Genomic DNA, 21,360 nt, shown 5'->3' on the forward strand with positions numbered 1-21,360 from the left:
GTCATGGCACGTCCCATCTGGCACGGTTTCATCGCGGCAGCCCTGAGCGGGCTTCTCGTCACCGGCGCGGCTCTGGCACAGGATGCGCCGCTGCCCGAGCGGCGGCTGTCTTTGCAAGCCGATACCGACCTGCCGGGCGGCGACCTGGGGCCGATCTTCGACACCACCTTGCAAGCCTGCGTGCAGGCGTGCCTTGGCAATGACGACTGCCGCGCGCTGACCTATAACCAGCGGTCCCGCGCCTGTTTCCCCAAGGGCGAGGGCGCAGGGGCCGCGGCGCCCTTTGCCGGCGCGCTGTCGGGCCATGTCGTCGCCTCGACGGCCGAAGAGCGGCTGCGCGCCGAATCCCGCGCCGGTGCCGCGCCCTTCCTCGCCGCGCAGGATCTGGCCGCCGCGCAATCGCTGGCCCGCAGCTTTCCCGCCCTGCACCCGCCCTTGGGCGCGGATTACCCGCAGGGCAGTGCACAGGATGCCGAGAACACGGGCGAGCTGGTGCTGGCCGCCCGCATCCTCGCCGCCGAGGCCGCACGCTTCGACCGGGCCGAGGACTGGACCAATCTGGCCCGGCTGACGCTCTATACCAGCGACCAGAACGACCGCGAGGCGTCGAACGCCATCGCTTCGATGGCGATCAACGGCTATCTGCGCGGGGCCGAGGACGCGGTGGCCGCCCGCGCGCTGTCCTGGCTTGCCATGGCATGGGAGCGACTGGACCGCGGCCGCGACGCGCTGGCAGCCTTGCGGCTGGCGGCGCGGCTGTCGCCCGGCGACAATGCCATCGCCCAGGCGCTGGAGGAATCGCAGGCCCGCAACGGCTTGCGCGTCACCGACACCCAGGTCGAATCCGAAGGCAGGATGCCGCGCTTCTGCGCAGTGATGTCGCGCGAACTGTCCTCGGGCACCGATTACGCGCAATTCCTGCGCCTGCCCGGCCGCGACCTGACCGTCGAGGCCGATGGCCAGCGGCTTTGCGTCGCCGGCCTGACCCATGGCCAGGAGGTGGAACTGACCCTGCGCGCCGGCCTGCCCGCCGCCGACGGCGAGGTGCTGGCCCGCGACGTGACGGTCAAGGGCTATGTCCGCGACCGCGCCCCCTCGGTGCGCTTCCCCGGCCGCGCCTATGTGCTGCCCGCCTCGGGCGACCAGCGGCTGTCCATGGTCACGGTCAATGCCGATACGATCAACCTGCGGCTCTTGCGGATTTCCGACCGCAACCTGATCCGCGCCATGGCCGAGGACATGTTCGCCACGCCGCTGGACAGCTGGCGGGCCGATTATTTCAGCGACCGCATGGCGCGCGAGGTCTGGAGGGGCACGGCGCAGGTCGCCAAGCCGATGGGACAGGACAGCCTGAACCAGGAGCTGACCACCAGCCTTGCCATCCCCGCCGAGGCCGGCCCGCTGGAGCCCGGCATCTATATCGCCGAGGCCGGGATCGAGAACGAGAACGTCCAGGACACCGGGCTGGCGACGCAATGGTTCGTGATCTCGGATTTCGGGATCTCCACCTTCTCGGGCGCCGACGGGCTGACCGTGGCGGTGCGCAGCCTGGCCGACACCTCGGCCAAGGCGGGGGCCGAGGTGGCGCTGGTCAGCCGCTCGAACGAGGTTCTGGCCAAGGCCGCGACCGATGCCGAGGGCATCGCGCATTTCGCGCCGGGCCTCGCCATGGGCAAGGACGGCGCCGCCCCGGCGCTGGTCACGGTAACCGAATGGCAGGGCGAGGGCGCCGAGCGCAGCCCCCGCGACATGGCCTTCCTGTCCCTGTCGGACCCGGAATTCGACCTCTCCGACCGCGGCGTCGAGGGCCAGCCGCCCAGCCCCCCCATCGACCTGTTCGTGACCACCGATCGCGGCGCCTATCGCGTCGGCGAGACGGTGAACGCCACCGTGCTGGCCCGCAATGCCGAGGCCCGGGCGCTGGAGAACCTGCCGCTGACCGCGGTGATCCTGCGTCCCGACGGGGTCGAGGCGATGCGCCTGCCCGCGCAGGATGCCGGCGCCGGCGGCAGCGTGGTCGCCTGGCAGATCCCCGGCAACGCCCCGCGCGGCACCTGGCGGATGGAACTGCGCACCGAGGCGGACGGCCCGGCGCTGGCCACCGCGCGCCTGCTGGTCGAGGATTTCCTGCCCGAGCGCATCGACTTCACCCCGCGCCTGCCCGAAGGCCCGGCCCGCGCCGGCGGCACGCTGGAGCTGTCGCTTTCGGCGCATTGGCTGTTCGGCGCGCCGGCCGCGAACCTGCCGGTCGAGGGGCAGCTGCGCCTGTCCCCGACCCGCAGCCTGACCGGCTTCGACGGCTATGTCTTCGGCCGGCACGATGACGACAGCGCGCCGGTGACGGACAGCCTGCCGCCGGGCACCACCGATGCGCAGGGCCATTACCAGACGCAGATCGACCTGCCGCCGGCTGGCCGGCTCGGCCCCCGCCCGGTTCGGGCCGAGCTGGTGCTGGACATCCGCGAAGGCGCCGGCCGCCCGGTCGAGCGCAGCGAATCCCGCGTGGTCATGCCCGAAGCGCCGGTCGTCGGCATCCGTGCGCTGTTCGAGGGCGACACCGTGTCCGAAAACGCCGAGGCGCGCTTTGCGCTGGTCGCGGTCGGCCCGGACCTGAAGCCCGCCGCAGAACCCGTGCGCTGGGTGCTGAACCGCATCGACACCGATTACCAATGGTATTCGCTGGGCGGGCAATGGAACTGGGAGGCGATCACCACCCGCACCCGCATCACCGAGGGCGTGGCCGAGCCGGGCCAGGCCCCGGCCGAGATCGCCGCCCCGGTCGAATGGGGCCAGTATGAGCTGGTGGCCGAGCCGGCCTCGGGTCAGGGCGGGCAAAGCTCGGTGCGGTTCTATGCCGGCTGGGGTGCGGTCGCCAATTCGGGGACCGAGACGCCCGACCGCTTGCAGGTGGTGCTGGACAAGCCCGCCTATCGCAGCGGCGATGTCGCCCGCGTCCGGGTCGAGGCGGCCAGCGACGGGCTGGGCCTCGTCTCGGTGCTGTCGAACCGTCTGGTGTCCATGCAGACCGTGGCTCTGAAGGCGGGCGAGAACCAGATCGACCTGCCGGTGACCGACGACTGGGGCGCCGGGGTCTATGTCACCGTCAGCGCCATCCGCCCGCTGGGCGAGGCGCGGCCCGGCGACCGCCAGCCGGTGCGGGCGCTGGGCCTGGCCCATGCCGCCGTCGATCCCGGCGACCGCAGGCTTGCCGCCAGCATCACAGCCCCGGCCGAGACGCGGCCGCGCGGCACCATCCCCGTCACGCTGAAGGTCGAGGGCGCGGCGGGCGAGACGGTGCATGCCACCGTCGCCGCCGTCGACCAGGGCATCCTGAACCTGACCCGCTTCCAGCCGCCGAACCCCTCGCAGCATTACTTCGGCCAGCGCCGGCTGGGCGTCGGCTTGCGCGACCTTTACGGCCGGCTGATCCTGCCGACCGGAGCGCCGGACGGCGCGCTGCGCGAGGGCGGCGACGCCAGCCTTGCCGGCAATGCCGAGGCGCCGCCGCCGACCGAAAAGCTGATGAGCTGGTTCTCGGGTCCGCTGACCGTGGGCGCAGACGGCACGGCCACCGTCGAGGTGCCGGTGGGCGATTTCAACGGCGAGGTGCGGGTGATGGCCGTGACCTGGTCGGAAAAGGGCGTGGGCCAGGCCGATGCCTCGGTGCTGGTGCGCGATCCGGTGGTGATGACCGTGACCGCGCCCGCCTTCCTCGCACCGGGCGACCGGGCGCAGGTCGGGCTGCGGCTGACCCATGCCTCGGGCCCGGCGGGCGAGATGCGGCTCTCGGTCCAGCAGGTCGGCGGCGCGGCGGCGCTGACCACCAGCCTGCCCACGGACAGCGTGACCCTGGCCGAGAAGGCCGAGGCGCAGGTGCAGATGCCCGTCACCGCCGGCGATGCCGAGGGACTGGCCAATCTGCGTCTGACCCTGACCACGCCGGACGGCGCGGCGCTGACCAAGGACATCGCCATCCCGGTGGCGCTGAACGAGGCCGACATCCAGCGCCAGGACCGGCTGGTGGTCGAGCCGGGGCAAAGCCTGACCGTGCCCGCCAGCCTGACGCAGGGCCTGCTGCCCGGCGCCGAGGTGACGGCGGCGCTTGGCCCCTATGCCCGGCTGGACGTGGCCGGCGCGCTGATGCGGCTGGCGCGCTATCCCTATGGCTGCACCGAACAGCTGGCCTCGGGCGCGATGCCGCTGATCTACCTGCCCGGCCTGGCCGCCGCCGAAGGGGTCGATGGCGGCGATGCGGCCAAGCAGGTGGACAAGGCGATCACCCGGATCCTGACCCGGCAGGGCTCGAACGGCGGATTCGGCCTCTGGTCGGCGGATTCGGGCGACCTGTGGCTGGAGGCCTATGTCACCGACTTCCTGTCGCGGGCACGGGCGGCAGGCCATCAGGTGCCCGAGACCGGCTTCCGCATGGCCATCGACAACCTGCGCAACCGCGCCAATTACGCCACCGAACCCGCCGCCGCCTCGGCCGAGGAGAACGCGGCGCTGGCCTATGCGCTGGCGGTGCTGGCGCGGGAACGGGCGGCGACGGTGGGCGATCTGCGCTATTACGCCGATACCGCCGCAGGCTCCTTCTCGACCCCGATGGCCGCGGCCCATCTGGGGGCTGCGCTGGCCTCTTATGGCGACCAGCAGCGGGCGGATCGCCTGTTCACGCAAGCGCGGAACCTGCTGAACCTGGGCGCGCCCGAGCCCTATGCCTTCCGCGCCGATTACGGCACCCGGCTGCGCGACGCCACGGCGCTGCTGGCGCTGGCGGCCGAGGCAAGGACGCAGGCGGTCGACGCCACCGACCTGACCAGCCAGATCGCCGAGCGCATCGCCCGGGCCGAGGAGGACGGGCGCAGCCTGTCCACCCAGGAATCGGTCTGGACCGTGCTGGCGGCGCAGTCGCTGTTCGGCGCGGCCCCGCCCGCAACGCTGAACGGCGTGGCGCTGACCCAGCCGGTCGCAAGCCTGCCGGCGGATGCGAGCATCGCCAATACCGGCGAAAGCGCGCTGGAAGTGACGCTGACCGCGACCGGCAAGCCCGCGGGCCCGGTCGCGGCCGGCGGCAAGGGCTATGGCATCGCCCGGCGCTATTACAGCATGCAGGGCGAGGCGCTGGACGCGGCGCAACTGCAGCAGGGCACGCGCATGGTGGTGGTGCTGGAGGTCGCGCCGCAATCCGAGGGCGGCGGACGGCTGGTCATCGCCGATCCGCTGCCGGCCGGGTGGGAGATCGACAACCCGAACCTCTTGCGCGCCGGCGACGTCTCGGCGCTGGACTGGCTGGAGGGCGAGACCGCGGCCGAGATGACCGAGTTCCGCGCCGACCGTTTCGCCGCGGCGCTGACCTGGACCTCGGGTGAACGCTTCCGGCTGGCCTATATCGTCCGCGCGGTGACGCCGGGCGAATTCCGCCACCCTGCCGCCAGCGTCGAGGACATGTATCGCCCCGAATTCCGCGCCTGGTCGGACAGCGGCGCCGTCACCGTCACGCCCTGAAAACCGCAAGCACCCCGGCCGCGAAACGGCCGGGCTGTTTCGCCGCGGGCGCTTCACGAAAGCATTGCTTGCCCGATCGCGTCCCGCCGCGCAATAATCCCGCCACCGCGTAAGGAAGGGGAGGACGCCTTGCCCGAGACCCGCCCGGCACCGCACAGCACAACCCGCCACGAGGATCGCGTGGTCCAGGCCTCGCAATCGCCCGGCGCCGTCACCCGGCTGGCGGCAAGCTGGCGCCGCTCGATGCTCAAGCACGGGCTGGACCCGGCCCGGCCGCCCGAGCCGCGCCGCCTGACCGAGCGCGAGCTGTCCGAGCGCGTCGAGCGCATGGACCGTTTCATCGCCGTCGCCCGGCCGCAGCTGGACCAGCTGTTCCAGTTGGTCTGCCCGACCGGCTGCAACCTGCTGCTGACCGATGCCCAGGGCATCGTGCTGGAACACCGCGTCAGCCAGGGCGATGCCGCCACTTTTCGCGGCTGGGGGCTGTGGCGCGGCATGGACTGGTCCGAGGCGGTGCAGGGCACCAATGGCATCGGCACCTGCCTGGCCGAGGGACGGCAGGTCACCATCCACCGCGACGAGCATTTCTATGCCCGCAACACCGGGCTGTCCTGCATGGACGCGCCGATCTGGGGCCCGGACGGGCGGCTGATCGCGGCGCTGGACATCAGTTCCGCCCGCGCCGACCATACCGAGCGGCTGAACGCGCTGATCGCGGCGCAGGTGGCGCATAGCGCCCGCGCCATCGAGGCGGCCTTCTTCCGCGTCTCCTTCCCCGGCGCGCGCATCGTCACGCCGCAGGCCGAAGGGGCCGAGGACGGCACGCTGCTGATCGCGGTGGATAAGGACGATCTGGCCATCGGCGCCAATCGCGCCGCCCGCCGCGCCTTCGGCCTTGAGAAAGAGGGGCAATTGCGCCCGCGCCCGGCCTCGGACCTGCTGGGCCGGCAGGACGAGGCGACCGGGTTCGAGCGCGCCGAACGCGCCGCCGTGATTCGCGCGCTGGCCAGGGCCGAGGGCAATGTCTCGGCCGCCGCCCGCGCGCTGGGGGTGGGACGCGCCACGCTCTACCGCCGCATGGCGCGGCTGGGCATCGACGAAAACCCCGGCAAACTGTCTCGCCCCTGAAACACATCGGCCCCGCGGCGCGAAGCCCCGCGTTGACCCCAGGGGGTCTCAGGGCACAGGCTCTTGTGCAACCGGCTGGAGGAGCCGGGCTGACAGGAGGAAGATCATGCCGAACGACCAGACGCATCCTTTCCGGGGCGTGAACGCGCTGCCCTTCGAGGAACGCTACGACAACTTCATCGGCGGCGAATGGGTGGCGCCCATCTCGGGCAAGTATTTCACCAACACCACCCCGATCACCGGCGCCGAGATCGGCCAGATCGCGCGTTCCGAGGCGGGCGACATCGAACTGGCGCTGGACGCCGCCCATGCCGCCAAGGACAAATGGGGCGCCACCAGCCCGGCCGAGCGCGCCAACATCATGTTGAAGATCGCCGACCGGATGGAGCAGAACCTGGAACTGCTCGCCACCGCCGAGACCTGGGACAACGGCAAGCCGATCCGCGAGACCATGGCCGCCGACCTGCCGCTGGCCATCGACCATTTCCGCTATTTCGCCGGCGTGCTGCGCGCGCAGGAAGGCTCGATCAGCCAGATCGACGACGACACCGTCGCCTATCACTTCCACGAGCCGCTGGGCGTGGTGGGGCAGATCATCCCATGGAACTTCCCGCTGCTGATGGCCTGCTGGAAGCTGGCCCCGGCGATTGCCGCCGGCAATTGCGTGGTGCTGAAACCGGCCGAGCAGACCCCGGCCGGCATCATGGTCTGGGCCAACCTGATCGGCGACCTGCTGCCGCCGGGCGTGCTGAACATCGTCAACGGCTTCGGGCTCGAGGCCGGCAAGCCGCTGGCGTCCAGCAACCGGATCGCCAAGATCGCCTTTACCGGCGAGACGACGACCGGCCGCCTCATCATGCAATACGCATCCGAGAACCTGATCCCGGTGACGCTGGAGCTGGGCGGCAAGTCCCCGAACATCTTCTTTGCCGACGTGGCGCGCGAGGACGACGATTTCTTCGACAAGGCGCTGGAGGGCTTTACCATGTTCGCGCTGAACCAGGGCGAGGTCTGCACCTGCCCATCGCGCGTGCTGATCCAGGAATCGATCTATGACAAGTTCATGGAGCGCGCCGTCCAGCGCGTGCAGGCGATCAAGCAGGGCGACCCGCGCGAAAGCGACACCATGATCGGCGCGCAGGCGTCGAGCGAGCAGAAGGAAAAGATCCTCAGCTATCTCGACATCGGCAAGAAGGAGGGCGCCGAGGTGCTGACCGGCGGCAAGGCGGCCGATCTGGGCGGCGAGCTGTCGGGCGGCTATTACATCGAGCCGACGATCTTCCGCGGCAACAACAAGATGCGGATCTTCCAGGAGGAAATCTTCGGCCCGGTGGTCTCGGTCACCACCTTCAAGGATCAGGCCGAGGCGCTGGAGATCGCCAACGACACGCTTTACGGGCTTGGCGCCGGCGTGTGGTCGCGCGATGCCAATACCTGCTACCGCATGGGCCGCGGCATCAAGGCCGGCCGGGTCTGGACCAATTGCTATCACGCCTATCCGGCCCATGCGGCCTTCGGCGGCTACAAGCAGTCCGGCATCGGGCGCGAGACGCACAAGATGATGCTGGACCACTATCAGCAGACCAAGAACATGCTGGTCAGCTATTCCCCGAAGAAGCTGGGCTTCTTCTAGGGGAACGGCCGGGCGCGCGTCACCCCGCGCCCGGCACCCTTCCTCCCTCCCCCTTTTCTCCCCCAAGAGCAACTGCAAGGAGTTCCCTCTCATGGCCAAGACCATGAAAGCCGCCGTCGTGCGCGCATTCGGCAAGCCGCTGACCATAGACGAGGTGCCGGTCCCCGAGCCCGGACCCGGCATGATCCAGGTGAAAATCCAGGCATCCGGCGTCTGCCACACCGACCTGCACGCCGCCGAGGGCGACTGGCCGGTCAAGCCGAACCCGCCCTTCATTCCGGGCCACGAGGGCGTGGGCTTCGTCTCGGCCGTGGGCGCCGGGGTGACGCACGTCAAGGAGGGCGACCGGGTCGGCGTGCCCTGGCTTTACACCGCCTGCGGCCATTGCCGGCATTGCCTGGGCGGCTGGGAGACGCTGTGCGAAAGCCAGCTCAACACCGGCTATTCGGTGAACGGCGGCTTTGCCGAATATGTGGTGGCCGATCCGAACTATGTCGGCCACCTGCCGAAGAACGTCGATTTTGTGGACATCGCCCCGGTGCTCTGCGCGGGCGTCACGGTCTACAAGGGGCTGAAGGTCACCGACACCAAGCCCGGCGACTGGGTGGTGATCTCGGGCATCGGCGGGCTGGGCCATATGGCGGTGCAATATGCCAAGGCCATGGGGATGAATGTCGCGGCCGTGGACATCGACGACGACAAGCTCGCGCTGGCGCGCAAGCTGGGCGCGACGGTGACGGTCAATGCCGCGACCGACCCCGACCCGGCCGCCGCGATCAAGCGCCAGACCGACGGCGGCGCGCAGGGCGTGCTGGTCACGGCCGTCGGCCGCAAGGCCTTCGAGCAGGCCATCGGCATGGTCGCCCGCGGTGGCACGGTGGCGCTGAACGGGCTGCCTCCGGGCGATTTCCCGCTGGACATCTTCGGCATGGTGCTGAACGGCATCACCGTGCGCGGCTCGATCGTCGGCACCCGGCTGGACCTGCAGGAATCGCTGGATTTCGCCGGCGAGGGCAAGGTCAGGGCGACCGTGCATCGCGCGAAGCTCGAGGACATCAACGACATCTTCGGCCAGATGCACAAGGGCCAGATCGAGGGCCGCATGGTGCTGGACATGGCGGGCTGAGCATGAAGCCCGTCGCCAATCCCGAGAGGCCTGGCCAGGTCGAGGCCACCCCGGCCGCGCTGGCGCTTCTGACCGAGATCGTCGCCGATCACGGGCCGGTGCTGTTTCACCAGTCCGGGGGGTGCTGCGACGGGTCTTCGCCGATGTGCTATCCGCAGGGCGATTTCCGCATCGGCGAACATGACGTGAAGCTGGGCGAGGTCGGCGGCATGCCCTTCTACATCTCGGCCAGCCAATACGAAACCTGGAAGCACACCCGCCTGATCATCGACGTGGTGCCCGGCCGCGGCGGCATGTTCAGCCTGGACAACGGGCGCGAGCGGCGCTTCCTGGTGCGGTCCGAGATCTGCCGGCTCTGACCGCGGCGCGGGCGCACGGCCTCCCCCAAGCCGTCCGTGCGCCCGCCCTGCCCCCTGCCGCTTGCGGCGATACCGGGACACGCAGGCCCGGCCTATCCGGGGCCTGCGAGCGTTCCCTTCCTCTGCCAAGGCCCGCCGTTTTGCGTTCCGGTCTCCTGGGCGCCCGGCTGAATGCAGGCGCGCTCGCGGGTGAAAGGGCATCGTTCCGCCACCGCGCAAGACGACACCTGCAACAGCAAGAGAGACGCAAGCTCTTGAAAAGACTTGGAGGCGGGTACCGCTACGGTAAACCTCTGAAATCAAACGGAAAAGTTGCACTTCTACCCGCGAGTATACCCGCAGTTCAGATGGGTTCTGCGCAATTTGCCCGCCCTGTTGCTCTGCCGCCACGGTTTCACCGGCCCACAAGATAGACCACAACCGATCTTCTGTCACGCGCAGGCGCTGGGCTGGGGGCGATCATGGGTCCCTTTCCATGTGCCACCCCAGCGGGTGCCCTGAACCGCGACTTGTCAGCCTGTGCAGGATTTTCGCAATGCTGGGGCCAATCTTGCTGCCTGAAAATTGAAATCGCGCGATCTTGGCGGGTCGGCGTCCCCGCCCAGCGCACCCCCACCCCAAGAAGGACCCGTAGCCAAGATCGGGCAGGGCCGATGATCGGACAGGGCGCAGTTCAATCGGATCACTGCACGCTGTCACCGCGGTTAGGCGAGGGCGTTTCAGGTGCCTGCATTGCCGCTTCCGGTTCCGCTTCCGCCTGATCAGAAAGCGTCTTGGCGATACCGCGCAGAATGCTCGCGATCTCGGCGTCTGCCGCGTCTTGGCGTTCTGTTTCAGTTTCCCGAGTTTCTTGCATGGCTTCTAGCTGCGCCGCCATCGCATCAAACGAATTTCGCATTTTAACCAAGGCTTCTGTGTTTGCCCGAACGGCGGCGTCCCCATCCGAAAGCCGCGCTTCAAGCTGCAAAGCGATGGTCAGGAAGAACGTCAGGATGCTGATGATGACCTGAATCGTGGCGACCCTGCGGTGAAAGGCAGCCTCTGCTTTGGCGTCAACCGCCGCGCCCTTGTGTTCTTCAAGCAGCGCCTCCTGTGCCGCAAGGCTGCGGGCGAGCATTGCTTCCAGGCTACCCGCAAGATCAAAGTTAAGAGCCGCAACAGAGGTGAGGTCACGCACCCGCGCAAACGCAGACGCTTGATCCGCAAGCGCCGCCGCTACCGACCTGAATTCGTCATGGAAGGTCGGGGTAAGCCCCAACATGTGCACCGCGTTCGCTGCCTCAATCGCGGACCCCATACGGCCGATGCCAAGTGCCTCAATCGCTGAGCCAAAGCGTGGGATGTTCACCGCCTTGGTAAGATCGAAAAGACTGGAAGCCTTTAGCGCCCGCCGCATATCCGCAAACATGTCCATGTGCTGATTGATCAAGCTGGACTGTTCGCGCATGTCCTGAAAAAACCGGGATGCCGCACCCGTAGCGGAGCCAGTGATTGCGTTCAGAAAGCCACCGGGCAGGCCCCAAGAGCAAGGTTTCGCGCCTGCGCGAATGCATCCTGTTCGATTTTGAATTGGTCTGCGAGTGCAGTTATGCCCGAAAAAGCGGACACATCCGGCAGCGCCAAAGCCCGCATCGCTTTTTGTTGGGCTTTCATCTGTTCAGTGAAAACACTCACCCCGGTCAGGGCGTCTAGCTGATCCTTCAGCATGGTCACGGAACTTGCAGCCCGCGCGGCCTCTGCAAGCGCGCTCACACCACCAAGACCCCGCAAAGCCCCTTGCAAGGCGCGTCCACCCACGGACAGTTGTGCTGTCCTGTCAACGATCCTGCGCACAGGCTCCGACTGATCATCGTTGCCAGCGTTCACTTTGCCAACCTGCGAAATGTCGACGCCCTTGGGCTTTTCATCATCGCCTGACACTGCCTACACCTCGCTCGATCAGTAAGTTCCCCTACTTTATGTAGTATCAGGCATTGCATTTTCCAGATGCAGCGAGTGTCGCGCTTCACTCCGGCGCTTGGTTGCAGCGTTCCGGCCCGCGCCACTCTGCGTAGGGGGTTTATCCTGATCGGTTTGGCGCGTAGCGCGCGGGCATCGGCCAGCTTCACATCCGGGTATGCCCCGAATGACAGCACCTTTTCCTTGCCTTCGAACCTATAGCGCATTCGCCACAGCCTGCCGCCCGATGGCGAGACGAACAAGAGAAGCCCGCCGCCATCCGGTAATTTCCGCGGTTTTCCAGAGGGATCGGGCTTCGCGCCACGACAGGCTGCATCGGTCAAGGGCATCTGAATCGGTCCTGCGGGTGACTGTGGGTATCGGTAGTTCCGAGAATACCCGCATTCGATACCCACACAAGTTGGGTGGCTACAGTCCATCTTCCCGCAGAAGATGGCCTACAGTCTATTTTCTCAATGAAATCAATGACCACTTCTGGCGAAGGTCACGGGAAATCTAGCGAAAAGTGGGGAATGGAGGCGGGTACCGGAATCGAACCGGTCTTCACGGATTTGCAATCCGCTGCGTAACCTCTCCGCCAACCCGCCGGAGCCTTGCGTTTGCTAGGGTTTTCGGTTGATGGGGTCAAGGGGGTTATCACTCCGGCTATCACTTTCTTGTTCTGGTCCTGTTCCGTTCCACGGTCAGGATCGCTTGGCGCAGACCTGTCTCGCCCGGATGATCTGCCGGGCATAGGTCCAGACGCGTCGGCGACGGAGACCTTGCCGGGCACCACCCAGTTTCGATCCACGCCCCCGCGAAGGGGGCGCCTAGGTAGTGCCTTCATTTAAGGATTCCCATACTGTCTGAGTTCTGTTTCAAGATCGAAAACGGAGGCGATCTTGAGCAGGCGGACGCTGACAGACGAGCAATGGGAACGGATCGGGCCTCTGTTGCCCGGCAAGGCTGGTGATCGGGGCCGCAGCGCTGCGGACAATCGGCTGTTCATCGACGCGATCCTGTGGTTGGCACGAGGTGCTTCGCCCTGGCGCGACCTGCCGCCGGAACCGGGGCACTGGAAGAGCGTCTACACCCGGTTCCGCCGCTGGTCCCGCGCCGGGGTCTGGGAGCGTCTTTTCAGGGAGTTGAGCGCCGATCCCGACTTCGAATATGTGCTGGTCGATGCCACCATTTCCAAGGTCCACGCAGATGCGACCTCGCAAAACGGGGGCTTGAGGCTCACGCCACCGGCCGCTCTCGGGGTGGGCTGACGACCAAGATCCATGCTGCGGTGGACGCGCTTGGCCTCCCGGTCCGGTTCGCGATCACGCCGGGCCATTGGGCCGACAGCCCGCAGGCCCGGGGGCTGATCCGCGGCCTTGCGGGCGTCGGCCATGTCATCGCCGACGCCGGATACGACACCGAGGCGTTGCGCCGCTTCATCGCCGGCGACCTGCGCGCCACCGCACAGATCAAGCGCAACCGAAGCCGCGCCGGAAGCCGACCGCTGGATCGGACGCTCTCCGGGGAACGCCACCTTGTGGAGTGCTTCTTCAACCGCCTCAAACGATTCCGCCGGATCGCGCTCCGATGCGAGAAAACCGTCGCCTCCTTAAAGGCATTCGTCGACCTCGCCTGCGCAATGGCAGCGATCGCCTAAATGAAGACACCGCCTAGGCCGGGGCGAAGATGTTCTTGCCATCATCGATGTTTCGATCCACGCCCCCGCGAAGGGGGCGACGATGCGCTTGGGCGACCCGGAAGGTGGATCGCTGGGTTTCGATCCACACCCCCGCGAAGGGGGCGACCGACGCCGCCGCAGACGGCGGCATGATAGGCCGGGTTTCGATCCACGCCCCCGCGAAGGGGGCGACGCTATGGCCAATGGCCGGGCGCTTGCTCATGCGGTTTCGATCCACGCCCCCGCGCACGCAGCTATCCAGCCCCGCCTCGGCCCGCCAGCCCTTTGGGAAGGACAGGTCCACCCCTGCCTCGATCAGGCTGGTCGCGATCAAACGGCAAGGCGCACCGGATTTCAGGCGCGCGCGGATCTCCTCCAGGATCGCCCGCCGATGCACCGGATATTGCCGCGTGGTCAGGTGGACCAGCCCCTCGAGCTCCTCGGCCTTGGCCGCGTTGAACAGTTCCAATGCATGGGCACGGCTGTTGACGATGACCATTCCTTGCGGCGTGTCGCGCAATGCCTCGATGAGGGCGTCGTCGTCCATCTCGCCGCCCTGCACGATGCGGGCGCGGCGCAGCTCGCGGGCGAGCCGCACCGGATCGGGCGCCAGTTCGCGGCCCTCCAGCGGCAAGCCGCCCTGCTTCAGCTGGCGACTGTCGAAGGCGGGTTGCGTGGCCGTGCAAAGCACCACCGAACAACCGTAATGCGCGCAGAGCGTGTCGATCATCCGCAGCGCGGGCATCAGCAGCTTGCGCGGCAGGGCCTGCGCCTCGTCCAGCACGATCACCGAACCGGCGATATTGTGCAGCTTGCGGCAGCGCGAAGGACGCATCGCGAAAAGACTTTCGAAGAACTGCACATTGGTCGTGACGACCAGAGGCGCGGCCCAGTCCTCCATGGCAAGGCGCAGCTTGTCCTTGCGCTCCGGATCGGTCCTTTCGTCGTCGATGGCCGAATGATGCTCCAGCACGGCATCACCAAAAAGACCGCGAAAAATGGCTGCAGTCTGGTCGATGATAGAAGTATACGGAATCGTGAATATGATCCTGCGATGCCCGTGGCGCACCGCGTGGTCCAGCGCAAAACCCAACGAGGCCAGCGTCTTGCCGCCGCCGGTGGGGACGGTCAGCGTAAAAAGCCCCGGCGTCATCGCGGAGCCCTTCCGGACATGCGCCAGGATATCCGCGCGCAGGCGATTGATCGGACCGCTCTGGTCGAACCCCGCCAGATGCGCATCGAAGACGCCTCTCCATTCCGGCAACAGATCGGCCAGGGCCGGCCAGTCGCGATCCGGCCGCGTGCCGTTCAGCCCGGCATAGAAGGACTCGGTATCGCGGAAATCGGCATCGACCAGGCAGGAGAACACCATGCGCGCCGCGACCGACAGATCGAACGGGGCCGAGCCGGGCCGCATCCGCGCAGTCAACTCCTTGGCTATCGGGTTGAAGTCAGGCTTGGCCGCCGCCGAGATTTCTGGAGCGATCAGATCGCGGAAGGCATCGAGCCGGCGTTCCATGCTGCTGTCGGCATTCCGGCGGTCCGGCAGCCCCGCATGATGGCCCAGGATGGCATAGCCGATCACCTCGGCGCAGGGGCGCAGCCCCGCGGGCGCCCGGGCGCAAAGCAGCGCGGCGCCGGCCGTGGAATGATCCACCCGGACATTGTCACCGCAAAGGACGCGATCGAAGGCCGGATCATATTTGCCGAAATCATGGAAGAACCCGGCCATATGGGCCGCAGCCCGCAACCCGAGGGGCGCTGCGCGTTCCGCAGCCAGTGCCGCCGTGTTTTCCAGGTGATGCTCCAACAATTGCCAGTCACTTCGATCCTCGCGATTGCCCGTATGCGCGTAGTGGTTCATCAGTTTCATTCTTCTCCAACCACAGCTACCAACTGAACATAATTCAGGTAATGCGCACTACCTGCACTTGGAGTAGAACCATCTCCAAGCCGCAAGCCAGCGATTTTTCAGGATCCGGGCAATCCGAGGGCGCAAAGCAGAGAATCGCGGTGCCGAAAATCTGGACTCCGCTGCAATTCATGATCCGACCGAGCGCGATCTTGGCCGGGCTCCCAACATCTTGCCGGATCGCCATATCATACGCTGTTGCGGATTCGCCACATTCGCATCGGCGAAGAGCATTTCCGTAGGATATGTCTGCTTGCGTAGAGTGCTGCAGTTGCCATGCGCGCGTGATCGGGCGCATCAGAGGCGCGCTGAGCTTCGAAGCTGTACGTCCTGGCCGATGCCAGGGGTCGCCCGATCCGGATGCTTCTGTCGGCTGGCCAGGCCTCCGACTACAGCGGCGCAAGGGCGCCGCTCTCGCAGATCCCGCCGGCCGGGGCGCTGCTCGCAGGCCGCGGCTACGATGCCGGCTGGTTTCGCAATGCCCTGATCGAAAGCTCCTGGAAAAGTGAGGGCATGACGGCCATCGGTTCGGAGGAGTGCCCGAACGCCGACGACGTCGGCGCGGCGTTTCACTTCTTTGTTGAGACGCTCGATCGGATTTTTAACCGGTATGATGCTCTCGGTGCCAATGCTCGGCCCCAATTCTTGCTCGGGGTATATGCTGAGAGCATCCGAGACAGAGGCACTGGAGGCACGAAGGTGGGCAATGATCGTCGTGACGGTGTTTGTTGTTGTATGCGTTGCCGGCGCAAAGAGGTTCGCCTGATCCGGACTACGGCCAGGCCTCACAACCCATAGATGACGGTCGCGGCGAGGGCGCAGGCCGAGAGAAACAGGATGGGGCAGCGATCGTGGCGGGTTGCGATCCGACGCCAGTCCTTGAGACGGGCAAACATGTTTTCGATCCGGCGGCGCAGGCGATAGAGGCTGGCGTCGCGCGGGCTCGGACCTTTCCGGCCGATGCGGGAGGGGATGCATGGCGCAATGCCTCTTTCGATCATCCGCCTGATAGGGGCCGTCCTGTTCGAGCGAAACGGCAAATGGCAGACCGCCAGCCGCTGCATGATGGCCGAAGCCTTCGTTCGGATCGACAAGGAGGAGATCGGCCCCATTCTCAGCATGATCGTGAAAGCCGCCTGATCATGCCATCAGGCCAGCCGGGAAATTGACGAAGTGACCTGCCTTTGTCAACGTGATTGAAGAGTTCCCCTGAGAACTTGACAATCTACCCTCCACCGACGGAAATGATATCCCGCTGGAACAGAGGGTTGGTTGTCTTTGACATGATCTCTCGCATTTTCCATTATGCGATTTCAAAGCAACCGCTTGGCCGCATATTTCATGTCAGAATGACTCATTCATATTTTTTCGTGACGGCACCTTTTTACAGAATACCAGAAGCAGTACGCCAAACGTGCCGTTTGCGATTGCGAAATAGACTAGGGCGTGTTGACAAAAGGGATTCACCGGGCGCGGTGATCGTGATTCAAGCTGGTATCTGCAATGGAGACCAGCGTGGCACGAAACCTGATGTCGAACGACGAGTGGGCGTTCTTTGAACGCTTCATCCTGGCTGTCCGTTCTCCGAACGGCCGCAAGCCCACGAACCATCGGCTTGTTCTGGATGGGATTTTCTGGATCGCCCGAACGGGGTCGCCCTGGCGCGACCTGCCGGAAGAGTTCGGCAAATGGTCGTCTGTCTATCGGCAGTTCCGGCGCTGGACGTTGGCGGGGCTGTGGGAACAGATCCTGGAGGCGCTGAACGAGAGCCGGATCGTGCCGGATGCGCTGCAGATGATCGACAGCACCGTGGTTCGCGCTCATCATCAGGCAGCGGGCGCAAAAGGGGGACTCCGCGCCAAGGTTTCGGCCGCTCGCGAGGTGGCTTCACGACCAAGATCCATCTGCGGGTCAATGCGGCAGGCCTGCCCATGAGAACCGAGATCACGGCCGGGCAGACATCGGACTACCTCGGCTTCGATCTGGTCATGGCTGACAACCTGCCCGAGCCAAGCGTTCTGCTCGCAGACCGCGGCTACGACTCCGACAACATCCGCAAGACCATGGAGGTGCGCGACGTGGTGCCGGTCATCCCCATGCGCAAAACCCGGAAGCTACGGGTCGCCGTTGACCGCAGGCTCTACCGCCTGCGCAATCTCGTTGAGCGGTGCTTCAACAAGCTCAAGAATGCCCGTCGCGTCGCCACCCGCTACGACAAGACCGCCGAAAGCTTCCTGGGCTTCATCGACATCACGTCGATCCGCCTCTGGCTCCGCCATTTGTCAAAATGACCTAGGGAACAAGGGCAGGTTCAATGTGACATTTAGTCCCGAACAGTTCAGTTCGGTTCGTTTGCAGGAGCGGGAGACATCAACTCATCAGGAGGCGGCTGGTCTTTCATGCCATGGCTGCACCGGCTGAATTCGAGAGGGCGCCAATCAATGGGCGCACCGAGACCGGGTTGAATGCTGCCAAGAATATAGGCCGCCGGCTCGGCCGGCCACCTGTTATGCTGAGCGATCAGCAGATCGAATAAGCGCGCGGGGCTCTTGGCGAACAGAAAGGCGATATGGAGGCAGTTGCTGCTAGGGCGAGCTCGAATTGCAGATGGCAAAAAGATCCCCGGCGCAGGTCAACCCCGCAGTGCTGGCCGCGCGAGGCAGCGCCAGGTGCCGGCGCCCGGAGACAGCGGCCGACGGCGCCCCGGCGGAAACCCCTGCCCGGTCGCGCGGGCCGGATCAGCGATAGATATGATCGCGCCGGAAAGGATAGGTGGATTGCGCCCCCGGCAGGTCCGGCGTCGCCAGCGCCGGGTCGGGATGGATCAGCAGGATCTGGTAAAGCGCCACCCAGCCCTGCTCGAAGGCCAGCGCGCAGCCGGCCAGGTACAGCCGATAAGCCTGCAACACCTCGGCCGCACGTTCGGGCGGCATCGAGCGGGCCAGCACCCGCTCGGCCTCGGGCAGCTGCGCCTCGAGCGCGTCGGACCAGGCCCAGAGCGTGCGGGCGTAATGCGGCCGCAGGTTCTCGGTATCGACCATTTCCAGCCCGGCCTGCGACAGGCTGCGGATGGCCTGGCTGACATGGATCAGCTCGCCGCCAGGAAAGATGTATTTCTCGATGAAATCGCCCAGGCCGCCGCCCACCATCGCATCGTCCAGCCCCGAGGCCGCGATGCCGTGGTTCAGTGCCAGCCCGCCCGGCCGCAGCAGCCGGCGCAGCGTGTCGCAATAGGTGCCCATCCGGGCGCGGCCGACATGTTCGAACATGCCCACCGAGGCCAGCTTGTCAAAGGGCCGGTCGGGCACCAGGTCGCGATAATCGCACAGCCGGATGCGCACCCGCTCGCCCAGGCCCTCCTCGGCGATGATCCGGCTGACATGGTCGAACTGGTTCTGCGACAGGGTGATGCCGGTGGCATCGACGCCGTAATGGCGCGCGGCATGCAGCAAGAGCCCGCCCCAGCCGGCGCCGATGTCGACGAACCGCTCGCCCGGTCGCAGGTCCAGCTTGCGGCAGATCAGGTCCAGCTTGGCCTCTTGCGCCTGCGCCAGCGTCATCTGCGGCTCGGCGAAATAGGCGCAGGAATAGACCCGGCGCGGGTCGAGCCAAAGCGCATAGAACTCGTCCGAGACATCGTAATGCGCGCGGATCTGCCTTGCATCGCGGTCGCGGCTGTGACGCAGCAGCGAGTTCACATGATACAAGAGCCGCTGCCAGGGTTTGGGCTGGATCGGCTGGCCGCCGCCGGGCACCAGCGCCGCCACGATCCGCATCAGGTCGCGCATCGAGCCCTCGATCCGGGCGCGGCCGCGGACGATCTCGTCCCCCAGCCGCCCCAGCCGGGCCGAGGCCAGCGGCGCCAGCGCGCCCATGTCCTTGAAGGCGATGGTCACGCGCGCATCGGGCGGGCCCAGTTGCCGCCCCGAGGGCAAGCGGACCGCCAGCGGCACCGAGAGCTGTTGCAGTTTCCGTTCGATCAGAGCTTCCAGAGCCGGCATGATCACCTCACGCTTGGGCTGGCCGCGATTCGGGGGAGGCGTGGTTGCGAGACGCGGCAGCTTGTTCCTGACGACTGTCCCGGATGTGGCAGCCGGGGCAACTCCGGTTGCCATACTAGCGCCGATTCGCCGAAAATGGCCAGAGGCAGGGTGAACGGTCTGCCGCAGGTTGATCCCGCACCCGTGGCTAGATGCGGGAAAAGAGCGGCTGGGATCGGAAAGCGGCAGCCGGAAAAGCCGAAAGCGGCCCGAAGGCCGCTTTTCGCTGTTCCCGAAGGAAGATTTTGGAGCGGGCGATGAGATTCGAACTCACGACCCTAACCTTGGCAAGGTTATGCTCTACCCCTGAGCTACGCCCGCGCTCCGTCCCGATGGCGCTTCGCCTTCGGTGAGGCGTCATTTATGGGAGCGCGCCGGGGGGTGCAAGGGGAAAAATCGCGCCGCCGGGAAAATTTTCGCCGACACGGCCCGGCGAGGAAAATTGCGCCCGGCCGCAGCCTTGGCGGGCTTGACCGCGCCGCCGGCTTGCCGAAACCTGCCGGCCAGACGCCAGCCAGGCAGGGGGTGCCGATGAAACCGTCCGACCAGCTTTCCGACTATGTCCGCCGGGCGCTTGCGCAGGGCGGCGAGCGCGACGAGATCGGCCGGGCGCTGGCCCATGCCGGCTGGTCCGCGCCCGAGATCGACGAGGCGCTGGAGGGCTGGGAAACCGCGCCCGGCCTGCCGCCAGTGCCGCGGCCGCGCCCCTATGCCTCGGCGCAGGAGGCGCTGCTCTACGGCCTGCTGTTCCTGTCCCTGGGCATGATCGGCTGGCATGTCTGCGAGCTGGGCATGGCACTGATCGACCGGCTGATTCCCGATCCGGCCGACAGCCGCTATTACGGGCCGGGCAGCGCGGCGCGCTGGTCCATCGCCTCGCTGATCGCCTTCGTGCCGCTGTTCGTGATGCTGAACCGCAAGGTGTCGCGGATGAGCCTGGGCGACGGCGGGCGGCGGCGGTCGCTGGTGCGCAAATGGTTCGCCTCGCTGACGCTTTTGGTGGTGGCGCTGGTGTTCCTGGCGGACGGGATCTATGTCATCTACACGCTGCTCAACGGCGAGCTGACCGCGCGTTTCGCCGCCAAGGCGGCCCTGGTCGCCGGGGTCGCGGGGCTGGTCTTCGCCTATTACCGGGACGAGCTGAATGACTAAGGGTTGGGCCACCATCGCCATCGCGCTGCTGGCCGCGGCGGCCGTCATCGCCGGGCTGGCCTTGACCGGCGGCCCCGGCCATGCCCGCAAGGAGCGCCGCGACCGCGAGCGCGAAAGCGACCTGGCCAACCTGGGCCGGCTGGTGGTCTGCCTGGCGCGCGAGAACGGCGACCGCCTGCCCGAGACGCTGGAAACCACGCCGCAATGCGACTGGCAGGTGCGGCTGGCCGATCCCTTTACCGGCGCGCCCTATCGCTACGCGGTGACAGGGCCGCGCAGCTACCGGCTATGCGCCGGGTTCGAACTGCCTCAGCCCCCGCGCTCCGGTCCTTGGGATCGCGACGCGGCGGGGTGCAGCACGCGCAGCTTCATCCCGACCGGGCCGCAGCGGCCGGGCGCCGAGGCGACGATCCCCTATCGCGACTAGGCCAAAGCTTTTCCAGATAGATGCGGTGCAGCCCGGCTTCGTGGACGCGGCGGGTCTCGGCATAGCCGAGCCGGGCATAGATCGCCTGATTCTCGACCATGCCACATGGGTATTAAGCCGCAGCCGGAGCAGGCCCGCCGCGCGGGCGCGCATCTCGGCGAAATCCATCAGCCGCCGGCCAAGCCCCAGCCCCTGCGCGGCGGGCGAGATCGCCACGTTCTCGACCAGCAGCGCATCGGCCTGCGGGATGAACACGATCAGGCCCAGCACCGCGCGGTTCCGTTCCAGCAGATAGGTCCGGCCGGCCGCGATGCGCGCGGCATGGTCATCCAGCATCGGCCCCGGCTTGCGGGCGATGCGCGCGACGGAATGGCCATAGGCACTGCTCACCAGTTCCTCGACCACCGCCAGATCGCCGGCCGCGGCAAGGAGCATGTCGTCGCTGTCCATCCTATCCCC

The 21,360-nt window shown here is 66.9% G+C and carries 14 protein-coding genes, 2 tRNA genes and 5 pseudogenes; 12 read left to right on the forward strand and 9 right to left on the reverse strand.

Annotated elements, in window-relative coordinates:
- The first annotated feature begins 3 nt into the window (after nt 1-3).
- The 5 genes from ESD82_RS19155 to ESD82_RS19175 all read left to right on the forward strand — a co-directional run bounded on the left by ESD82_RS19155 (nt 4) and on the right by ESD82_RS19175 (nt 9,751).
- Nucleotides 4-5,505 (forward strand): alpha-2-macroglobulin family protein, encoded by a 5,502-nt coding sequence (locus tag ESD82_RS19155; RefSeq protein ID WP_147427602.1) that lies wholly within the window; start codon nt 4-6, stop codon nt 5,503-5,505.
- A 129-nt stretch (nt 5,506-5,634) separates the two neighbouring features.
- Nucleotides 5,635-6,633 carry a helix-turn-helix domain-containing protein gene (locus tag ESD82_RS19160; RefSeq protein WP_024843516.1) on the forward strand — a complete coding sequence of 333 codons (999 nt, stop codon included), beginning with the start codon at nt 5,635-5,637 and terminating at the stop codon, nt 6,631-6,633.
- A gap of 106 nt (nt 6,634-6,739) precedes the next feature.
- Nucleotides 6,740-8,266 carry an aldehyde dehydrogenase gene (gene adh, locus ESD82_RS19165; protein WP_024843515.1) on the forward strand — a complete coding sequence of 509 codons (1,527 nt, stop codon included), beginning with the start codon at nt 6,740-6,742 and terminating at the stop codon, nt 8,264-8,266.
- Between the two features lie 91 nt (nt 8,267-8,357).
- On the forward strand, nt 8,358-9,392 hold the full coding sequence (gene adhP / locus ESD82_RS19170; protein ID WP_147427601.1) for an alcohol dehydrogenase AdhP: 1,035 nt from the start codon (nt 8,358-8,360) through the stop codon (nt 9,390-9,392).
- Between the two features lie 2 nt (nt 9,393-9,394).
- Nucleotides 9,395-9,751 carry a DUF779 domain-containing protein gene (locus ESD82_RS19175; RefSeq protein ID WP_024843513.1) on the forward strand — a complete coding sequence of 119 codons (357 nt, stop codon included), beginning with the start codon at nt 9,395-9,397 and terminating at the stop codon, nt 9,749-9,751.
- A gap of 682 nt (nt 9,752-10,433) precedes the next feature.
- On the opposite strand, the gene ESD82_RS19180 is transcribed toward ESD82_RS19175, so the two are convergent.
- The 4 genes from ESD82_RS19180 to ESD82_RS19195 all read right to left on the reverse strand — a co-directional run bounded on the left by ESD82_RS19180 (nt 10,434) and on the right by ESD82_RS19195 (nt 12,297).
- Nucleotides 10,434-11,198 carry a hypothetical protein gene (locus tag ESD82_RS19180; RefSeq protein ID WP_151208820.1) on the reverse strand — a complete coding sequence of 255 codons (765 nt, stop codon included), beginning with the start codon at nt 11,196-11,198 and terminating at the stop codon, nt 10,434-10,436.
- A gap of 50 nt (nt 11,199-11,248) precedes the next feature.
- Entirely contained in the window at nt 11,249-11,671 is a 423-nt protein-coding gene (locus ESD82_RS19185) for a hypothetical protein (protein WP_151208821.1), read from the reverse strand.
- Nucleotides 11,614-12,129 carry an Arm DNA-binding domain-containing protein gene (locus ESD82_RS22665; RefSeq protein WP_407672817.1) on the reverse strand — a complete coding sequence of 172 codons (516 nt, stop codon included), beginning with the start codon at nt 12,127-12,129 and terminating at the stop codon, nt 11,614-11,616. The genes ESD82_RS19185 and ESD82_RS22665 overlap by 58 nt, the downstream gene beginning before the upstream one ends.
- A 94-nt stretch (nt 12,130-12,223) precedes the next feature.
- A tRNA-Cys gene (locus tag ESD82_RS19195) sits at nt 12,224-12,297 on the reverse strand.
- Nucleotides 12,298-12,591: 294 nt separating this feature from the next.
- Here ESD82_RS19195 and ESD82_RS19200 point away from each other — a divergent pair.
- A protein-coding gene (locus tag ESD82_RS19200; protein WP_147427600.1) for an IS5 family transposase occupies nt 12,592-13,349 on the forward strand; the annotation gives its coding sequence in 2 pieces (ribosomal slippage) (nt 12,592-12,907 and nt 12,907-13,349; 759 coding nt in all).
- Nucleotides 13,350-13,362: 13 nt separating this feature from the next.
- Here the strand turns inward: ESD82_RS19200 and ESD82_RS22670 are convergent.
- Nucleotides 13,363-15,120 (reverse strand): CRISPR-associated endonuclease Cas3'', encoded by a 1,758-nt coding sequence (locus ESD82_RS22670; RefSeq protein ID WP_407672836.1) that lies wholly within the window; start codon nt 15,118-15,120, stop codon nt 13,363-13,365.
- On the opposite strand from ESD82_RS22670, the gene ESD82_RS22675 reads away from it, so the two are divergent.
- Complete coding sequence (locus ESD82_RS22675; protein ID WP_407672837.1) at nt 15,019-15,270, forward strand: hypothetical protein; 252 nt, start codon at nt 15,019-15,021, stop codon at nt 15,268-15,270. The genes ESD82_RS22670 and ESD82_RS22675 overlap by 102 nt on opposite strands.
- A gap of 381 nt (nt 15,271-15,651) precedes the next feature.
- Nucleotides 15,652-15,768 (forward strand): annotated as a pseudogene (locus ESD82_RS22710) (IS5/IS1182 family transposase); the annotation flags it as partial.
- Between the two features lie 299 nt (nt 15,769-16,067).
- Here ESD82_RS22710 and ESD82_RS21890 read toward each other — a convergent pair.
- Nucleotides 16,068-16,277: pseudogene (locus tag ESD82_RS21890) on the reverse strand (IS5/IS1182 family transposase); the annotation flags it as partial.
- Between ESD82_RS21890 and ESD82_RS22715 the strand changes: the two are divergent.
- Nucleotides 16,276-16,422, forward strand: a pseudogene (locus ESD82_RS22715) (IS256 family transposase); the annotation flags it as partial. The pseudogenes ESD82_RS21890 and ESD82_RS22715 sit on opposite strands and share 2 nt — an antisense overlap.
- A gap of 390 nt (nt 16,423-16,812) precedes the next feature.
- Nucleotides 16,813-17,573: pseudogene (locus tag ESD82_RS19220) on the forward strand (IS5 family transposase).
- 447 nt (nt 17,574-18,020) lie between these two features.
- On the opposite strand, the gene ESD82_RS19225 reads toward ESD82_RS19220, so the two are convergent.
- A complete protein-coding gene (locus ESD82_RS19225; protein ID WP_147427597.1) occupies nt 18,021-19,283 on the reverse strand; it encodes a class I SAM-dependent methyltransferase in 1,263 nt (420 codons plus the stop codon).
- Nucleotides 19,284-19,568: 285 nt separating this feature from the next.
- A tRNA-Gly gene (locus ESD82_RS19230) sits at nt 19,569-19,643 on the reverse strand.
- Between the two features lie 210 nt (nt 19,644-19,853).
- Here ESD82_RS19230 and ESD82_RS19235 point away from each other — a divergent pair.
- Both ESD82_RS19235 and ESD82_RS19240 read left to right on the forward strand, forming a co-directional pair.
- On the forward strand, nt 19,854-20,474 hold the full coding sequence (locus ESD82_RS19235) for a DUF5671 domain-containing protein (protein WP_024844229.1): 621 nt from the start codon (nt 19,854-19,856) through the stop codon (nt 20,472-20,474).
- A complete protein-coding gene (locus tag ESD82_RS19240; RefSeq protein WP_024844230.1) occupies nt 20,467-20,901 on the forward strand; it encodes a hypothetical protein in 435 nt (144 codons plus the stop codon). The genes ESD82_RS19235 and ESD82_RS19240 overlap by 8 nt, the downstream gene beginning before the upstream one ends.
- A gap of 165 nt (nt 20,902-21,066) precedes the next feature.
- Here the strand turns inward: ESD82_RS19240 and ESD82_RS22525 are convergent.
- A pseudogene (locus tag ESD82_RS22525) lies at nt 21,067-21,351 on the reverse strand (GNAT family N-acetyltransferase); the annotation flags it as partial.
- Nucleotides 21,352-21,360 lie beyond the last annotated feature (9 nt).

This window comes from Paracoccus pantotrophus (assembly GCF_008824185.1).
Taxonomy (GTDB): domain Bacteria; phylum Pseudomonadota; class Alphaproteobacteria; order Rhodobacterales; family Rhodobacteraceae; genus Paracoccus; species Paracoccus pantotrophus.